Source organism: Paenibacillus sp. 32352 (assembly GCF_002042965.1).
GTDB classification, from domain to species: Bacteria; Bacillota; Bacilli; order Paenibacillales; family NBRC-103111; genus Paenibacillus_S; species Paenibacillus_S vulneris.
In genome coordinates, this window is the sequence record NZ_MZNT01000001.1 from 542530 (window position 1) to 559831 (window position 17302).

Annotated in this window: 15 protein-coding genes and 1 riboswitch; of the genes, 8 read left to right on the plus strand and 7 right to left on the minus strand. The window is 51.4% G+C overall.

The window, feature by feature from the left end:
• Positions 1–4: 4 nt before the first annotated feature.
• Together B1728_RS02500 and B1728_RS02505 are read left to right on the plus strand one after the other, a co-directional pair.
• On the plus strand, positions 5–1228 hold the full coding sequence (locus B1728_RS02500; protein WP_079908583.1) for an MDR family MFS transporter: 1224 nt from the start codon (positions 5–7) through the stop codon (positions 1226–1228).
• 81 nt (positions 1229–1309) lie between these two features.
• A riboswitch (cyclic di-GMP riboswitch) is annotated at positions 1310–1400 on the plus strand.
• Positions 1401–1500: 100 nt separating this feature from the next.
• Positions 1501–1800 (plus strand): hypothetical protein, encoded by a 300-nt coding sequence (locus B1728_RS02505; RefSeq protein WP_079908584.1) that lies wholly within the window; start codon positions 1501–1503, stop codon positions 1798–1800.
• Between the two features lie 127 nt (positions 1801–1927).
• On the opposite strand, the gene B1728_RS02510 is transcribed toward B1728_RS02505, so the two are convergent.
• Both B1728_RS02510 and B1728_RS02515 read right to left on the minus strand, forming a co-directional pair.
• Entirely contained in the window at positions 1928–2341 is a 414-nt protein-coding gene (locus B1728_RS02510) for a nuclear transport factor 2 family protein (protein ID WP_079908585.1), read from the minus strand.
• 159 nt (positions 2342–2500) lie between these two features.
• Positions 2501–3400, minus strand: a complete 900-nt coding sequence (locus B1728_RS02515; protein WP_079908586.1) for a LysR family transcriptional regulator — start codon at positions 3398–3400, stop codon at positions 2501–2503.
• A gap of 109 nt (positions 3401–3509) precedes the next feature.
• Here B1728_RS02515 and B1728_RS02520 point away from each other — a divergent pair, with 109 nt between their 5' ends.
• Positions 3510–4811 (plus strand): adenylosuccinate synthase, encoded by a 1302-nt coding sequence (locus B1728_RS02520; protein ID WP_079908587.1) that lies wholly within the window; start codon positions 3510–3512, stop codon positions 4809–4811.
• A gap of 151 nt (positions 4812–4962) precedes the next feature.
• Here the strand turns inward: B1728_RS02520 and B1728_RS02525 are convergent, their stop codons facing one another.
• Positions 4963–6138 carry a THUMP domain-containing class I SAM-dependent RNA methyltransferase gene (locus B1728_RS02525; protein ID WP_079908588.1) on the minus strand — a complete coding sequence of 392 codons (1176 nt, stop codon included), beginning with the start codon at positions 6136–6138 and terminating at the stop codon, positions 4963–4965.
• A gap of 141 nt (positions 6139–6279) precedes the next feature.
• Between B1728_RS02525 and B1728_RS02530 the strand changes: the two genes are divergently transcribed.
• Positions 6280–6915 (plus strand): O-methyltransferase, encoded by a 636-nt coding sequence (locus tag B1728_RS02530; protein WP_079908589.1) that lies wholly within the window; start codon positions 6280–6282, stop codon positions 6913–6915.
• A 184-nt stretch (positions 6916–7099) separates the two neighbouring features.
• Here B1728_RS02530 and B1728_RS02535 read toward each other — a convergent pair whose 3' ends face one another.
• Both B1728_RS02535 and B1728_RS02540 read right to left on the minus strand, forming a co-directional pair.
• Positions 7100–7282: a hypothetical protein gene (locus tag B1728_RS02535; RefSeq protein ID WP_079908590.1), complete on the minus strand. Its 183-nt coding sequence runs from the start codon at positions 7280–7282 to the stop codon at positions 7100–7102.
• A gap of 35 nt (positions 7283–7317) precedes the next feature.
• Positions 7318–8532, minus strand: a complete 1215-nt coding sequence (locus B1728_RS02540; RefSeq protein ID WP_144027733.1) for an MFS transporter — start codon at positions 8530–8532, stop codon at positions 7318–7320.
• Positions 8533–8897: 365 nt separating this feature from the next.
• On the opposite strand from B1728_RS02540, the gene B1728_RS02545 reads away from it, so the two are divergent.
• The 3 genes from B1728_RS02545 to B1728_RS02555 all read left to right on the plus strand — a co-directional run bounded on the left by B1728_RS02545 (position 8898) and on the right by B1728_RS02555 (position 13469).
• Positions 8898–10457 (plus strand): CapA family protein, encoded by a 1560-nt coding sequence (locus B1728_RS02545; RefSeq protein WP_256865223.1) that lies wholly within the window; start codon positions 8898–8900, stop codon positions 10455–10457.
• A 331-nt stretch (positions 10458–10788) separates the two neighbouring features.
• Positions 10789–11415 carry a fumarylacetoacetate hydrolase family protein gene (locus B1728_RS02550; protein ID WP_179135884.1) on the plus strand — a complete coding sequence of 209 codons (627 nt, stop codon included), beginning with the start codon at positions 10789–10791 and terminating at the stop codon, positions 11413–11415.
• 86 nt (positions 11416–11501) lie between these two features.
• Positions 11502–13469 (plus strand): ATP-dependent DNA helicase, encoded by a 1968-nt coding sequence (locus tag B1728_RS02555; protein ID WP_079908969.1) that lies wholly within the window; start codon positions 11502–11504, stop codon positions 13467–13469.
• A 37-nt stretch (positions 13470–13506) separates the two neighbouring features.
• Here B1728_RS02555 and B1728_RS02560 read toward each other — a convergent pair whose 3' ends face one another.
• On the minus strand, positions 13507–14682 hold the full coding sequence (locus B1728_RS02560) for an HD-GYP domain-containing protein (protein WP_256865201.1): 1176 nt from the start codon (positions 14680–14682) through the stop codon (positions 13507–13509).
• Positions 14683–14818: 136 nt separating this feature from the next.
• Here B1728_RS02560 and B1728_RS02565 point away from each other — a divergent pair, with 136 nt between their 5' ends.
• Complete coding sequence (locus tag B1728_RS02565; protein WP_079908593.1) at positions 14819–15643, plus strand: DUF92 domain-containing protein; 825 nt, start codon at positions 14819–14821, stop codon at positions 15641–15643.
• Positions 15644–15910: 267 nt separating this feature from the next.
• Here B1728_RS02565 and B1728_RS02570 read toward each other — a convergent pair whose 3' ends face one another.
• A complete protein-coding gene (locus B1728_RS02570) occupies positions 15911–17242 on the minus strand; it encodes a sensor domain-containing diguanylate cyclase (protein WP_179135850.1) in 1332 nt (443 codons plus the stop codon).
• Positions 17243–17302: the final 60 nt, after the last annotated feature.

The window sequence follows — 17302 nt, forward strand, 5'->3', positions numbered from 1 at the left end:
CTGCATGCAGCGATTAGCATCATTTTTTCGTGAATATCATCCCATTGTCCACGTTCTTCTTTTCGGAACCATATTAGCCCGCACAGCCTCCTCTATGAGTATGCCGTTTTTGGCTATCTACTTATCCAAGGATACGCAGCTCAGTCCCGTTCTCATAGGAATGATTATCGGATTAGGGCCGTTAGCCTCCACGGTAGGAGGATTCGTCGGCGGAGCGCTGTCGGACAGGCTGGGACGGAAAACCATCATGCTGGCGGCACTGTACGGATGGGTGCTCGTATTTTTTGGTTTTGCCTTGGTGAAGTCTCCGGTTGCATTCATGCTGCTCAATATGCTGAACGGACTTTGCCGTTCCTTATACGAACCGGTATCCCAGGCGTTAATGGCGGACGTGACGGTCAAGGAGAAACGGCTCAAGGTATTTTCCTTACGGTATATTGCCATTAATGTAGGCGTATCGGTGGGGCCGCTGCTCGGCGCTTTCTTCGGTACGATGGAAGTTTGGCTGCCATTTATGATTACGGGGTTATTTTATCTTCTGTATGCGGCAGGTCTGGGAGTGCTGCTGCGCAGGTTCGGCATCAAACGGATCGAGGGGGAGAAACGCAGCAGTGTAACGATATTATCCGCATGGAATATCGTACGAAAAGACAGGGTGTTCCGCTTTTATATCGGCGGCGCTATCATGGGAGCGATCGGATACTCCCAGATGACCGTGACCTTATCGCAATATATTGAACAAAATATTGCCGGCGGCGCCTCATTATTCGCGCTGCTTATGAGCCTGAATGCCGTTGTCGTCGTGCTGCTTCAAGTTCCGTTGTCAAGACTGTTCGAACGGTGGGGGCCGATGACAGCTATTGCAATCGGGAACGTGATGTTTGCCGTAGGGGATATCGGATTCGCTCTGTCGGCGGGCTGGATCAGCTTTATGCTATCCATGTTCTTCTTCACGCTGGGAGAAATTCTGAATTATCCGCAGGCAAACGTACTGGTAGACCGGCTGGCACCGGAAGGCATGAGGGGCACTTATTTCGGTGCGCAATCGTTCAATAATTTGGGACATTTCATAGGTCCGATGGTGGGGGGTGTCCTTCTTACGCATTGGGGCGGATCGGGACTATTTGTCACAATGGCTGTGATTACCTTGTTCGGAACCTTATTCTACCGCAGGGGAGAACAATTTTATAAATTAGGTCTAAAGTCCGTGGAAAATTCGCGAAATTAGGTATTAAAGAATATGTATTCCTTAGGGCCTATCTTATATGCTAGGAATGTCGTATTTTGTTGCGCGAATTGACAGATTTCGATCTCGAAAAGGCAAAGCAGGTGAAAGCTTGTGACGCAAAGCTACAGGGGCTACGAATCCTTGCAGAGGTTCTTGCCAGCCAGCTGCCGAAGGAACGGTGTTACGCATAGATAGCGGACTCCTGCCTAGGCTCAGAGGGGTCTTTTCGTCGTGTTTGGGTACGCAAAAGTTACAGTCAGGAGGGTCTCGCCATGTCGGGTGAAGAACGGGAGTTTATGACCAAGCAAGGCTTTTTTACAAAGCTCGGAAGCAATTTGATCGGCGTATATTTGTCTAATGAAGGACCCAAGATGTTTATTAACCAGGAAGTGTTCGAGCTGCAGCATCCCTGTTGGGACGTAGAGATGGTTATGGGTAAAAACAGCCATCTGCTGACCTTTTACTGGCGCGGGGAAGTGAAATTCTCGTTTCGGTGCGATTTCGTGAACGATTTGTTTTTGAGCCTGTACGATTATTTAAGCTGCAGACTCGAAGCAAGAAGGCTGGCTTAGCCGCCAAAAGGAATGCATTGCTGAAAGCAGCGGTGCATTCTTTTTTCATATGGCTATTGAAATTAAACTGTTGTTTTTCGATTAAATAGGAAACCGCCTAATAGAAAGGCGGCTGATTTAGCTATTACTACTTTGAAATGTCAATAATAAAAGTAGTAATTTCTTTAATTTTTGTTTTGTTCAAACTGCTATTGAAACGATAAATATTACAGAAAGCGTAGCTAATATTGCTTTGGAGATGCAGGGTGCCATGTAAAGAACCGGAATATCCGTGCGTTATGATATTGCTAATAACTAGCTCCGTTGGCTTCTTGTCCATCAATTTTCCAAGCATTCTGAACACTTGATCCTTGCCCTGTAATACATTGCTGCCGATAAAATTCCATTGGATATCTTCTATGATGGTATCCGTGATGAAGCCAATATCGTTACGTACAAAGGCAGCATTAAACGCTCTAAGTAATTCTTTTTTTGGTGCATTTCCACAATCTTCTGCACAAATAATGTTCACTTGATCGTATCCAATGTTGTCCTCTGACATACTTCACTATCCCCTCTCAACCAAAAGGAATCCTCTTCGTCCATAGTATTACACAAATGATAGAACGAATGCTCGGAAATATCAAATACCAACATAGCCATACTGAAAAAGATGTTTGTCGGAGTTTAGAATTGTTCATAAGAAGCTGCTTCCATCCGGCTATTGAGCGGCAGGTCCGTCCTTCAGACAAAGATCAAGCATCGTTGTAGCCGCAATCGATAACGGGACATCCTTCAAGGTCACGATACCGATATGACGGGGAGGAATTTCGGGCTCCAGCAGCACCGGGAACAGCTCGCCCGAAGCCAGCTCATCGCTGACGAACTGCTTGGTGACGCAGGAAATGCCTAATCCTGCCTTGGCGAACTGGATCAGCAGATCCATGCTTCCCAGCTCGAATTCCGGAGTGATTCTAACTTGCTGACCATTGAAAAAACGTTCCACATATTGACGAATGCTGCTATCCCGCTCGAGCATAATGAGCGGCTGCAGGGCAAGCTCGGCGGCTGTCACCGGCCTATTCATCAGCTCGGCATAGCTTGCTCCGGCAACGAAGATATCATGCAGCGGCTTCCAGCTTCGAATGGTTAGCTGATGATCCTGAATGGGTAGGTTCACGACCCCGAAATCGATCTTCCCTTCCTTTAACAGCTTGACGGTTTCCTGCGTCGTACGGTTCGTTACATGCATCTTCACTTGCGGATAGCTATTGTGGAACGATTCCAGGTAAGGCATCAGCACGTGCTTGCAAATGGTATCATTAGCTCCGATATGCACGACGCCGCCAAGCATCTGATGCATTTCCGTCAGCTTGCGCTCTCCTTCAGCCAGGAGCTGGAACGCTTGATCCACATAACGAAGCAGCATCTCGCCCTCTGCGGTCAGCTTAACGCCCCTGGAGGTTCGGAAGAACAGAGGACCTCCCAGCTGCTCCTCCAGCTGCTTGATCGAATGGCTGACCGCAGGCTGGGTAATAAACAATGCTTCGGATGCCTTCGAGAAGCTCCCGGCTTTGGCCACGGCCAAAAATACTTTTAATCCTTCCAGATTCGTCTCCATCCATTATCTCCATTTATAGTAGATATTCATATTATTCATTATTTTTATATCACAATAATCAATATAATGACAATGTGAGGCTAACAAAATCAAAAGGAGAGGATACTCTTTGAAAGGAACGGTAACGGCAGTCGTAGGAGCGAACTGGGGAGATGAAGGGAAAGGGAAGGTAACGGATTTACTGGCATCCGATGCGGATGTGGTGGTTCGATTTCAGGGAGGTAACAACGCGGGGCATACGATTATCAATGAATTCGGCAAGTTTGTGCTGCATATGCTTCCTTCCGGCGTTTTCCACGAACGGGTTATCAATGTCATAGGGCCCGGTGCGGCGCTCAATATAAGTGGATTCGTTCAGGAGTATGAGAAGCTTCTGGCAAGCCAAGTTCCGAAGCCTCAGCTTCGGATTTCGGATCGGTGCCAGGTCATTCTGCCCTATCATTTGCTGTTCGACGCGCTGGAGGAGGAACGGCTCGGAAGCAGACAATTCGGTTCTACGAAATCCGGGATAGCGCCTTTTTATGCGGATAAATATTTGAAAATCGGCATTCAGGTCGCTGATTTATACGATCGGCAGCGCCTGCTGAACCGGTTGGAGCAAGCGCTGGAATCGAAGAACATTATACTTGAGCATTTGTATCACAAAGATGCGCTTGCAGTGGAATCACTCATGGAGCAGCTGCTGCAGGAAGGCGAAGCCATTAAGCCGTTTGTGTGCGATACGACTTCGCTGCTGAATCGAATGCTGCATGAAGGTAAATCGGTGTTGATAGAGGGACAGCTCGGTGCTCTGCGCGACCCGGATCACGGGATATACCCCTATTCCACTTCCTCATCGACTTTGGCAGGCTTCGCTCCGGTAGGAGCGGGGATTCCCCCTTATGCTATCCGGCGCATTATTGCTGTCGCCAAGGCGTATTCCAGCTGCGTGGGAGCAGGGCCCTTCGTTACCGAGCTGCAGGGTGAGGAAGGGGACGAGCTTCGCCAACGCGGCGGTGATGGGGGCGAATTCGGCTCCAAGACAGGCAGACCCCGCCGTGTAGGTTGGTTCGACGCCGTTGCCACCCGTTATGGCTGCATGGTGCAGGGCGCTACGGAGGTCGCTCTTTCACTGCTCGACGTATTGAGCTATCTGGACCGCATCCCGGTCTGCACCGCTTATGAGATCAACGGGGAACGGACGAAGGAGTTTCCGACGACAGGGAGACTGGAGCAGGCCGTGCCTGTCTACGAATGGCTCCCCGGCTGGAAATGTGACATCACGGGAATCAAGACATTCGATGAGCTGCCGGAAGAAGCCAAGCAGTACGTCCGCTTTCTGGAGAAGCAGATCGGCGTTCCGATACGCTCGATATCGAACGGCCCTCGGCGGGAGCATTTTATATGGCGAGAGGAAGAAGTAGAGATATAGGAAGCCGGTCAACCAGCCATACCTGCACGGATGTAGAACCGTAGGAACAGAATGATCTTCTGCAAAAAAAGCCCCATCTGCCGCCCTGTTCTAGGGAGGAAGATAGGGCTTGCTGCTTTGCATGGCAGAGCTCCATACGGTGAACCGGAACTTACTTCGACGTATCGGGCTCCTTCTTTTCCTCTTTGCGCCAGCCATAGAGTCCGCCGGGAGCAAAGTATTGATAAAGGTTGCATTCGATCCGTCCGTTGAACAGCTTGCGCTTCTTATCGGCCGGCCGGCCCATGTACCGTTCCAGCTGCTTGCTTGGGCTCAGTATGAAGGTGGACCAGCTAGGCAGATGGGCGGTTACCCCGCCAAGCTGGCGAAGCACCTTCTCGACCTCGCTGCTGTCGCCAAGCCGTTCGCCGTACGGCGGATTCGTGATAATGCAGCCATAATCGCCGCGGGGATGCGCCTTGGCTACAGGCACCACCTGCAGGCTCAGCTCCTTCGCCAGCCCGGCCGCCTTGGCGGCGGCCAACGCCACATCGATCGCCTTGCTGTCGATGTCCGAGCCCGTGATCTCGAGCGGCACATCGTCCCGCACGAGATCGAAGGCTTCCTCCCGTGCCTCGGCCCACAGGGCCTCCGGCACGACAGGCCACGCCTCGGCGGCGAAGGTGCGCCTGAGGCCCGGCGCCAAGTTCCACCCGATCATCGCAGCCTCGATCGGAATGGTGCCCGACCCGCAGAACGGGTCGTACAGCGGGCGCTCCGCCTGCCAGCGGCTTAGCAGGATCATCGCTGCAGCCATCGTTTCCTTGAGCGGTGCTTCCGTCACGAGCTTGCGATAGCCCCGCTTATGCAGGCCGACGCCCGTAGTGTCGAGGGTCAGCGTCGCCACGTCGTTCAACAGCGCCACCTCAATGACGTACCGCGCTCCGGTTTCGCGGAACCATTCCGTTTGGTAGCGCTGCTTCATGCTCTCGACGATCGCCTTTTTAACAATCCCCTGACAGGCCGGAACGCTCGACAGCTGGGATTTATGGGAACGGCCTTCCACGGGAAATTCCGCATGCTCCGGTATCCAATCCGGCCAAGGCAGCGCTTTGGTTCCTTCGAACAGCTCGTCGAAGGTGACTGCCTTGAACTGTCCCATCTTGACCAGGATGCGGTCCGCGGTGCGCAGCCACAGATTGGCCCGGGCAATGGCAAGCTCATCCCCGACGAAGGTCACCCGTCCGTTCTCGACCGTGACCTGATCGTACCCGAGGTCGCGAACCTCCCTTGCTACAATAGCCTCCAAGCCCATAGGAGCCGTAGCAATCAAATGAATTTCTGACATATCAATTATTCACTCCGTAGTCTGTGATCAATCCCAAATTACCGCTTCATCTTCGGTTGAAGTCTTTTTGGAAAAGCCATACAATAGTCTAGTATAGGATAAACATGGCGTTTATACAAATGATTCGGGAGGAAAAATTGCATGGAGCAGCTGACGGCGGAGCAATACGTAGAATCTCTTTTGGAACAGGATGAGCAATTGGAAAAGGTAACGAAGAGCATTGCCGAAAGCGGCATGAGGGACATTTCGGTAGCCAAAGGCTACGGCAAGCTGCTGACGCTTCTTGTCAAAATGAACGGAGCACGCAATATACTGGAGATTGGGGCGCTCGGCGGCTACAGCGGCATCTGTCTGGCCCGCGGATTAGGGGAGCAGGGGAAGCTGTACTCGCTGGAGCTGAAGCGGGAATATGCCGACCTGGCCCATCGCAATCTTACGGAAGTGGGGCTTGGCGATAAGGTTGAGTATCGGGTAGGGGAGGCTTTGGACAATCTGGCCCAGCTGGAAGCGGAAGGTCACAGGTTCGACCTGTTCTTCATCGATGCGGACAAAGGCAATTATCCGAATTATTTGGAATGGGCGATCAAGCTGGCTAACCCGGGTGCCGTTATCGTCGGGGATAACACGCTTCTGCACGGGGATTCCATGAACCCGGAGGAGAACGGGAACCGGGTAATCAAGATGCGGGAGTTCAATGAGGGCATCACGCGCGATCCGCGTTTGGAAGGTGTTATCTTGCCGGCCTACGACGGATTGGCTATTGCCAGAGTCCGCTAAAGCCGCATACAACAAAGCCGCTGCATGCGTGCTCCCTGATCGGGCGCGGTGTCAGCGGCTTTTTTAAGATTTCCCCGAAAAGAACGGAATCGGCTTCAAGGCCCACTCCTTCTCTGCGGATTTATTATGTAATACCTGGCCCGCGTTGTTCCGCAGGATCCGTTCCTAAGAGGAGCTTGCCGATTTACGAAGCCTTCTGAAGTACGGTTTCGTTATCTTCCGGTTTCTGAGGTGCTTGCTTCTCATGATTGTTTTGATGGTAGACAACCTGCTTGTTGTGGTCATGGACATCCCACTGTGACCAATACCATATCATCAGCTCTGCACATACGATGACGAACAAAACCTTTTTTACACTCACTTTCATGTAAGCACCCCCGAAACTTCGTAAAATGATCCCCGTTATGAAGATGAATCCCCAGTACGGGGTTGAGACTTGAAGAGCGCTTTGCGTACCCATAATGCATTGGCGAACAGCAGCACGGCGGCCATAAGAAACAGCCCTTGAATATGAAGCCAGCCGGACAATACACCGCCTATAACCGGGCCCAGCATATTGCCGAGACTCAGGGCGCTGGTATTAAAGCTGTAAGCGCGGCTTTCCATTCCCTTGGGAGCAAAGCTGCTAATTAATGTTTGCACGGATGGCAGCATTCCGCCCATAAAGACCCCGAGCATGAAACGTGCGGCAAACAATTGCCAAATATTCGTGACAAAGGCTTGCGGGATGAAGGAGATAGCGGCGCCGATCAAACAGACGGCCAGGATTTTGACCGACCCGATTCTGTCGCTTAACCGTCCCAGAAGCGGTGAGGCGATCATGTTGGAGAAGCCGGTGACCGAACTGACGAGCCCTGAATAAAAGGCCAGCATTTCGCCTTTGCCGTGTAAATCCTGAACGAACAAGGGGATCAGCGTCATGGAGCTCAGCATGGAAAATTGAATGACGAAAGTAACCGCATAAAGAGCGGGCAGCTCTTTCGTTTTTTTAATTTCCTTGAAGCCCTCGATGGTGGAAATATTCGCTTTTTTCTTGGCTGCGGCGGCATCGAAGTTCTCCTTCACAAGGAACATGGCGAGCAGCGAAGCGAAGAATAGCAGCGGTCCGGTAATGTAGAAGATCGGTCGGAAGCCGACCCATTCGGCCATCAAGCCCCCGATGAACGGACCAAGGATCGAGCCAGCGACACCGCCGGACTGCAGTGTTCCCATTGCAAACCCCATTTTGTCCTTGGGCGTATTGGTGGACATTAAAGCGACGGCCGCCGGCATGAATCCGGAGATGACGCCGTTGATAATGCGGAGTCCGAGCAGTTGCCAGGGGCTTGTTGCGAAGCCCATCAGTGTCATGACAATAGCCATGCCGAAGCCGGAACGAAGCAGCATGACCTTGCGCCCGTAACGGTCGGAGAGTCCTCCCCAGATGGGCTGGAATAAAAATGAGGTGACGAAATTACCCGCGAAGATGAAGCCTGACCACATCGCGATTTGATGGGGATCCGACATGCCCATTTCCTGAATATACAGCGGCAAAAACGGAGTAATCATCGTCATGCCGCTCATCACTAGAAATTGTCCGATCCATAGGACGATTAAATTAATTTGCCATCTTGCCAAAACGGTTCTCCTCTTTTCCTGATGTCTATCCATATGCGTATTGAGTCGCGACCTGAGAATCGCCTAACCCGTCTAATCTCATTGTACCATATGCTTGGGAAATATTCACATTTTGCCCCTTCGACTAGTACCATGGCTTATTCTCCAACGAGTTATACAGGACTTTATAGGTGATTGGTTCCATGACCCGCTCGGGAAGATTTGGTATAATGGCAGAAGGTCTTCTTTTTCCCGTACGACGTCATTGAGCGGACGGCTGTCTTTCATGCAGCATTTTTAAAAAGGGGTAGATCATCATAGAAGAAACACGATCCGAAATCCAGCAGGAACTGATAGAAGCACCATCCGAAGAGCAAAAGGAATTGGTGGAATCACGCACCCAAAAACAGCTGGAGGAAAAGAAAAATATTCGCAAGACCTGGATCACTCTCGGCGTTCTGACCGTATTGACCATTGCCTCATTCAGTTATCTTATGAACTGGTTGAACAAGAAGGATAATCCGGAATTATCCGCACCTCCGGTTGAAGTATCTCCCAAGGGATCGAGCGGCGCCGCGCCGGGGAATAATCTCGTCAACGGCAGCACAGGGAATACCGATTCCGCGCTTAACGGAAATGCCAAAGATCCCGCTCCTGCCGCAGATGCAGCGGATAGCGGCAAACAGACCGTCAAGCTAAGCTTTGTAGGGGATGTCATGTTCGGGAGCAAGGTGGAGGACATCCTGAAGAAGAACGGTTGGGACTATCCATACCGTTATGTAAAGGACTACTTATCGAAGGCCGACATTACAGTAGCGAATCTGGAGACTCCCATTACGATGCGCGGAAGCGCCCAATCCAAGGATTATGTATACAGATCGTCTCCGCAAGCACTTCCTGCGCTGCAGGCAGCGGGTATCGATTTGGTGAACACCGCCAATAACCATATTCTGGATTATGGTCCGGAGGGCCTTCTCGATACGCTGGACGAGCTGGATAAGATAGGCATGAAGCGCGTCGGAACGGGGCGGAATAGTGATGAAGCCTATCAATCGGTTATTATGGAACGCAATGGAATCAAGATCGCATTTCTCGGATTCAGCCGGGTAGCGGAAAATACGGACTGGTACGCGGGCAAGAACAAGCCTGGTGTAGCGGAATCCTACAGCACGAAGCTCCCCCTGGAGGCGATCGCCAAAGCGAGAGCGGAAGCGGATTTGGTTGTCGTCATCGCTCACTGGGGCGTGGAACGCAAAGATCGTCCGGTTAAGGACCAGACGGATCTGGCACATAAATATATCGATCAGGGCGCTGATCTGGTCATTGCGAGCCATCCGCATGTCGTACAGGGCTTCGAGGTATACAAAGGCAAATGGATTGCGTACAGCCTGGGTAATTTTATATTCACGACGAATGAGGAGCCGGCCACATGGGAAAGCATGGTTCTTCATGCGGAATGTACAAAGGAAAGGACCTGCGAGCTGCAAATGGTCCCGATCCTGACGAAATGGGCCCAGCCGGTTCGAATGACGGATGAGGACGGAGCCAAGCTGTTTGACAAGCTTAGCAGCCTGTCCATTAACGCCAAGGTGGATAAGGAAGGGAATATAACAGAAGGACCTCCTCCGCCGCAGCCAACGCCTACTCCTACGCCTACACCTAAGTCGGCGACTCCAACGAAAAAGCCGGCAGCAACGGACACGAAGAAGGACCAGGGAGCCCCTTCGCAGAAATCGGGAATCACCTCCGATAACGGATCGACGAAGTCCTCCGGAAATAATACGGGTTCTGCTACTTCCAAACCGGGAGAACCGCAGCAGACGGTCAAACCTAAGGGAAGCACATCGCCAAAGCCGACACCGACACCTACGGCGACACCGAAACCGAAAACGTCGGCCAAGCCGAAACCAACACCGACTCCGGATTCGGATAACAAGGACCCATAATCATCGCTTAGGAGAGTGAAGGACATCTAGTCGGATGCCTTCACTTTTTTATTGCTTTTCGTAAAGACTATGGCTAATCAGGATAATAAATACTTTCAAAACCACTAGATATATAGCATGGAATGGTTTAGAATATAATTATATTTTGAAACTCGATTTCGCTAGTTGAAACAATCATGGCGTGCATGTCCTGCCATTGTTCGGGCATTGACCATGCGCAGCTGGCGGCTCTTAAAGGCTGTGAAGAGGCAGCCAGGCCAGCCATTGAGATTTCTTCTCCATTCGATTATGCTATTGGAAAGTAACTATTATGAGAAAAGGAATGACCTCTATGGAATCCATTCGCAATATCTACTGCGTCGGCCGCAATTACGGCCTTCATGCGGCTGAGCTCGGCAATGAAGTACCGGATGAGCCAATGATTTTTACGAAGCCGACCCATGCGCTTGCTGTCATCCAGGGCCAGCCGATTGCGCTTCCGGGAGATCGGGGGGAGCTTCATTTTGAGACGGAGCTGGTGCTTCACATAGGGACTGATTATCAACCGGGAATGACCGTGGATCAGCTGGTGGATACGATGGCTCTGGGCATTGATTTTACGCTGAGGGACGTGCAGTCGGTTATCAAGAAGAAGCGCCAGCCTTGGCTGCCGGCCAAAGGATTCCGGAACTCGGCTGCGGTTACAGCATTTCGTGCCTTCCCGGGATCGGATAAGGTGAAGCAAACGGAATTTTCTCTGCGGCGCAATGGAGCGGAGGCTCAGCGCGGCAACATCAATGACATGATCTTCAACCTTCAAGTCATTGTCGATTACATAGCGAAGCATTATGGTCTGGGTCGCGGGGATATTATTTACACCGGAACACCGGCGGGTGTGGCGGCTGTGTCCTCGGGCGACCGGATGGAGCTCCTGTGGGGAGAAGAAACCTGGGGAGAATTTACGGTACAATTGGTATAATTGGGGAAGGATACCGGATGGATTCCAGTATCCTTTTTTCAATAGAGGGATTTCAACATTTTGAACAGCATGGGGGCAAACGAACTTTGGAGCGGTATCCTTTTCAATATGATCATTCCCGGCCCTTTCTTCAACAGGTTGGGAATTGGGTCGCGGACGTATTTTACGATATTTTACCGGAATCGGGGTTTGAGGTCCGCGATGAGCAGATTTACATGGCGTTCCAGCTCGAGCGGGCCTTTGCGGAAAAGCAGACCATATTTGCCGAAGCGGGCGTTGGCACGGGCAAGACGCTGGTTTATTTGCTGTACGCGATCTGCTACGCAAGATATACGAGAAAACCGGCTGTCATAGCCTGTGCGGACGAATCGCTCATTGAGCAGCTGGTAAAGCCGGAAGGTGACATCGCCAAGCTGTCTCGCCACTTGAACATGGCTATCGACGCGAGATTAGGCAAATCGCCGGACCAATATGTGTGTCTGGTTAAGCTGGATGAAGCCAGACTGGGACACGTTGACGTAGACACCTACTCGGATGTGTATGAGCAGCTGCCCGAATTTGTCCATGCCAGAGATACGATGCAGGCATTTCATGCCTATGGTGACCGTAGGCAGTACCCTTCTCTCAATGATAATCAATGGGAGAACATCAATTGGGATGCCTTCCAAGACTGCTTCGTATGCGATCGAAGGCATCGCTGCGGACAGACGCTTTCCCGGGATCATTACCGGAGAGCAGCGGATTTGATCATATGCTCTCATGATTTTTATATGGAGCATGTGTGGTCCAGTGAGGGAAGAAAGCGGGAAGGGCAGCTGCCTTTGCTTCCTGAGCACTGTGCTGTCGTTTTCGATGAAGGGCACTTATTGGAATCGGCTGCCCAGAAGGCACTGACCTATAAGCTGAAGCATGTAGTGTTTGAGGAGCTTATCACCCGACTGCTCAAGGGAGAGGTTCGAGAATCGCTGGCTGTACGCATAGACGAAGCCATTATGCTGAGTGAAGCGATGTTTGAGGTGCTCGAATCCCAGAGCAGGACGATTGCCGGATCGGACCGGAAGCAGGTCATACTAAATGATCGGCTGCTGCAGGCCATTCAAGCATTTCAACATGTGCTGACTCAGATTGAGGAGGAGCTCGTATTCGAGAGTGAGTTGTTTACTTTGAACGAGTACCAGCTGCGGATTGTCGAAGAGCATCTGGAGATGATGCAGAAGGCGCTTGCGCTGTTCCATCAATCCGACAATGTGATTTGCTGGGTAACCGAAAGCATCAACGGGCTGTCGCTCGTCATCATGCCGAGAATGGTGAAGGAAGTACTTCGCGAGAGAGTATTCAGCACGCAGATGCCGGTCATATTCTCATCGGCTACTTTATCCGTCGAGGGCTCCTTCGATTACGTTGCGGAGAGCTTGGGCATCGATAAGTATTTATCGTTCTCGGTTGAGTCCTCCTACGATTATGAGCATCAAATGGAGGTCATCGTGCCCAAATGGTCCCATAAAGGAACGTTCTCGGAGAAAATGAAAACCGCCGTACGGCTATTGAAGCATACGGAAGGGAGAGCCTTGATCCTGTTCCCCGCGAAGGATGAGCTCCTGAGGTTCAAGAATGAGATTGTCAACTACCCGGAATGTGCCGATATGCGCTTCGGGTTTGAGGGGGAGCGGGAGATTAGCCATCTGATAGCGGCATTTCAGAATGACGAACCAAGCATTCTGTGTGCGGTCAGCTTATGGGAAGGCCTGGACGTGCCGGGGCCATCGCTCTCCAACGTCATTATTTGGTCGCTGCCGTTCCCGCCGCAGGATCCGGTCTTTATGGCCAAACGGCAGGCTTCGGCATCCCCCTTCGAAGAAGTCGATATGCCGTATATGCTGCTGCGTCTGAAGCAAGGGATGGGTCGATTGATCCGTTCGCGGGAGGACCGCGGGATCATATCGATCTTCAGTGAGGAGCGTCCGGAGTTCGAAGGTGTATGGGAGCATATTGCGAGGCTGATGCCGCCGGGAGTACATTGGAAGGAAGCGCTGGAGCCTTCGCTTACGACATGACAACAACAGCCATGCAACCGCATGGCTGTTACCTTTTCTAGGGGAAGCGTACCGTATCGGAATAGGCTTCCCGTACCTCCAGCAGCTTGGGCAGCTGCTCCATGAACGTATCAACGAGCGCTGGATCAAAATGGCTTCCGCGCTCTTCCTTGAACAGAGCCAATATTTGATCAAGCTCCCATGCCTTCTTGTATACGCGTTCGGTTCCCAATGCATCGAATACATCGGCTATCGCCGTAATTCTTCCGTAGATGTGGATATCCTCGCCCTTTAACCCCCGAGGATATCCGGTTCCGTTCCATTTCTCATGATGCTCGTGAGCAACGATAGCGGCGGCTTTCAATATACGTCGTTTGGAGTTTTTGAGCAGCGAGTACCCGATTTCACTGTGGGTTTTCATAACGGCGAACTCTTCGTCTGTCAGCTTGCCCGGCTTTTGCAGCAGCTCGTCCGGAATGGCGACCTTGCCGATATCATGCATAGGGGAAGCAATCCTTAACAGCTCTGCTTCCTCTTGACTCATTCCGTGGCCGAGAGCTAACAGATAGGAATATTCAGCAACGCGCTTGACGTGGTTACCGGTTTCCTTGGAGCGGCTTTCGCCGATCTCACCCATCATATAAATGATTTCTTTTTGGGTTTCCTCAATTTCGGCCGATAGTAAGGCGGATTCCAGCGACTTTGCTACGTAGGATGCAGCCAGGGATAAATATTCAACGTCCTTATCCGTAAACGCTTCATCCTCTGTAAGCTTATTGACCGCTTGATAGGCTCCCATGACTTCACCCTCATTGTTGTGGAACGGGATCACCATCAGCGACTTGGTGCGGTAGCCGGTCTTTTTGTCCATAGCGATGGCACCGCTTAGCAGCACTTCTCTATACTCCATATTGGTATACGCATCGTTAATAAAAATCGGCAGCCCCGTAGCGATGGACCGTCCGACCAGGCCGGCATCGGCAGACATTTTGAGCGGGGGAACGCCATGAGCGACCTTGGAGTAAAGCTCGTTCTTTTGTTTGTCCAGCAGCCAGACGGTGCAGCGGTCGGCAACGATCATTTCTCTTCCCATATCCGCCATCAGAAGCAGCAAATGATCCAGGCACCGTTCATTCGTTATTTTGGAGACATAATGAAAAATAATCCGAAGCAGCTGCTGCGGATCATGCTCCTGTTTCTTTCCGGGCGCATTCACAGGGAGATCACTCTTCACATTATTATCCTCCCGAAGGGACTCTATTTTTTCAGCTAAGAAAATCATATTATAATGACTAAAGATCTGTAAATCATTTGTTTATAAGAAAATATTCAGGAAACCGGAAGTTCCCCTGGAATTCGGAGGAGGGTTTATGTTGGATTGGGTCATTGGAATCGTGTGCAGCCTGGTCATAGCCGCGGCGGCTTATACCAAAAGATCACTATCAGCGTCAGGCGCGGCTGCGGCTGTTATCGTAGGAACCGTAATGTATGTGTTCGGCAGCCTGTCGTGGTTCGGGACGCTGATCGTATTTTTTATTACCTCATCGCTATTGTCCAAGTGGAAGCAGCGCCGCAAGGCTGCGGTAGAACAGCATTATGCCAAATCAGGCAGAAGGGATGCGGGACAAGTATTGGCGAACGGCGGGATCGGCATGCTTCTTTGTATCGGTCACAGCCTATGGGCGCACCCGTTCTGGTGGGCGGCTTTTATCGGGGTCATGGCAACGGTCAATGCAGATACGTGGGCAACGGAAATCGGCGGACTCAGCAGGTCGATGCCCAGGTCTATCGTCAACGGGCGCAAGGTCCCGGCCGGAACGTCAGGAGGAATTACATGGCTCGGGCTGGCAGCTTCCCTGGCCGGGGGCATCGTAATAGGCGTATCCGCATGGGCGCTGCTTCAGCTTCAGGGAGTACCTGAAGCCGGCCAAGCGAATGAAGGGTCCTTAACGGGTCTGGTACTCCTAGGCGCCCTGGGGGGAATGGCCGGCTCGCTTATCGATTCGTGGCTTGGGGCTGTATGCCAGGTCATGTACCGCTGTAAGGTATGCGGAAGGGAATTAGAGAAGAGCCGTCACTGCGATACGGCGGCAGAACGGATTCGGGGAGCCTCGGTGATGACGAACGATGCGGTGAATCTGTTGAGCTCATGCTTAGGAGGGGCTGTTTGCCTGATGGTGTACCGCTTGCTGTAACTCGTAAGAACAAGCGCAAGCAGGAGTCAACGGGAGGAAGCTCTCCTGAGATACCATATCGTTAGTCCGAGTACAGTGAACAAGATGATGAACGCTACGACCCAAATCATAGTTATAATCAATTCTGTTTCCTCCATTCTTGGATTGACTAAGAACAGAGCGGCTTGCTCCGACAACGCTCTGTTTAAAGTTTGCGCCATTTGAGGAAAAAGAAATCATAAGACGAAAACAGCCGCCTGTTCCGATTGAACCTGCGGCTAGTTTGAATTATTCGTCCCGGTGATAGAGTCTGACAACATTTCTGCCCTCCTGCTTTGCTTGATATAGTGCTTTATCAGCTCGGAGGAAAAGCTCGCTCGGGTCCATGTCGCGGGAAGGGATCATCGTTGCCGTACCGGAGCTGATGGTGATATAAGGAGAATGCTCGGATCGGGTATGGGGGATTTGGAGCAGCTCCACCTGCTGCCTGAGATGCTCGGCAACGGTTCTGGCCCCCGCAGCGTCGGTGGAAGGAAGCAGAACGACGAATTCTTCCCCGCCATAACGCGCAATAAAGTCTCCGGGCCGCTTGGCGGCTTTCCGCAATGACTCCGCTACACGTTGTAAGCATATATCTCCCTCGATGTGCCCATATGAATCATTGTATCGTTTGAAAAAATCAATGTCGACCAGGATAAGCGACAGCGGAGTGGACATTCGGCTGCCCTGCTTCCATTCCTTGAGCAGGCATTCGTCAAAGCCGCGGCGGTTTGCTACCCCTGTTAAAGCATCGACGGTTGAAATTCTCTGGAGCAGCTCGTTCGTCTCGCGAAGCTGATTCTCCACATGCTTGCGGGCGGTTATATCCCTGGAGACCGTTATAACTTCTTTATTCAGGCCGCGTTTGTCGAGAATGGGCCTTGCCGTCGTTTCAAACCAAATATAGGTCCCGTCTTTCTTTCGGATCCGATAAGCGGACAGATCGATACGCAGATCAGTCAAGCTGGGCTCTTTATGCCCATCCGTGAATTGAAGATCGTCCGGGTGCAGCATATCAAATACGCTGCTCCCTATCAAGGCATCCGGTTCGTAACCGAGCAGGGTTCTAGAGGCGGGAGAAACATATAGGAAAGTGCCGTTCATGGCAATTCTTGAAATCATATCCGTCGAGTTCTCGGTTATCATCCGAAACATCTCTTCACTCTCGCGAAGGGCAGCCTCGTTGTTTTTTTGCATCGTGATGTTGCGCAGATTAATGGTGAATAAATTCTTCCCCGGATAGGTTCGCACATCGAACCATTTGCCCAGCGGGGAGAACCACCATTCAAACGTTTGCGGAGTCTGTGTTGTCAACGCTGCCAGATAGTAGTCATAGAGAGGGGTACCGGCAGCATCAGGAAAGCATGTCCAAAACGAAGCGCCGAGCAGGTCGCTGCGGCTGCGCTCCAGTAAGTGTTCAGCGGCGCTGTTCAAATAGATGAAACGTCCATAGCTGTCCAGACTAAAAATACCGTCTGAAATATTCTCCAATATTTCCGATAGAAAGGGGGAGGATGTAGGGTTCATCTCGCTGATAGAATAGGACTGCTGCTCTTCGACTTCCTTCAACGGTTCTAGCATATGGAGGAATCCTTCCTGCATATTATGCAATAATTGGTAACATGGCATAGCTTTATTTTA

Bases quoted from the DNA above. Each gene is read 5' to 3' on its own strand.
- B1728_RS02510 (WP_079908585.1), bottom strand. From the start codon at position 2,341: ATGTCAGAGGACAACATTGGATACGATCAAGTGAACATTATTTGTGCA.
- B1728_RS02550 (WP_179135884.1), top strand. From the start codon at position 10,789: ATGGAATCCATTCGCAATATCTACTGCGTCGGCCGCAATTACGGCCTT.
- B1728_RS02535 (WP_079908590.1), bottom strand. From the start codon at position 7,282: ATGAAAGTGAGTGTAAAAAAGGTTTTGTTCGTCATCGTATGTGCAGAG.
- B1728_RS02515 (WP_079908586.1), bottom strand. From the start codon at position 3,400: ATGGAGACGAATCTGGAAGGATTAAAAGTATTTTTGGCCGTGGCCAAA.
- B1728_RS02500 (WP_079908583.1), top strand. From the start codon at position 5: ATGCAGCGATTAGCATCATTTTTTCGTGAATATCATCCCATTGTCCAC.
- B1728_RS02570 (WP_179135850.1), bottom strand. From the start codon at position 17,242: ATGCTAGAACCGTTGAAGGAAGTCGAAGAGCAGCAGTCCTATTCTATC.
- B1728_RS02525 (WP_079908588.1), bottom strand. From the start codon at position 6,138: ATGTCAGAAATTCATTTGATTGCTACGGCTCCTATGGGCTTGGAGGCT.
- B1728_RS02530 (WP_079908589.1), top strand. From the start codon at position 6,280: ATGGAGCAGCTGACGGCGGAGCAATACGTAGAATCTCTTTTGGAACAG.
- B1728_RS02565 (WP_079908593.1), top strand. From the start codon at position 14,819: ATGTTGGATTGGGTCATTGGAATCGTGTGCAGCCTGGTCATAGCCGCG.
- B1728_RS02505 (WP_079908584.1), top strand. From the start codon at position 1,501: ATGTCGGGTGAAGAACGGGAGTTTATGACCAAGCAAGGCTTTTTTACA.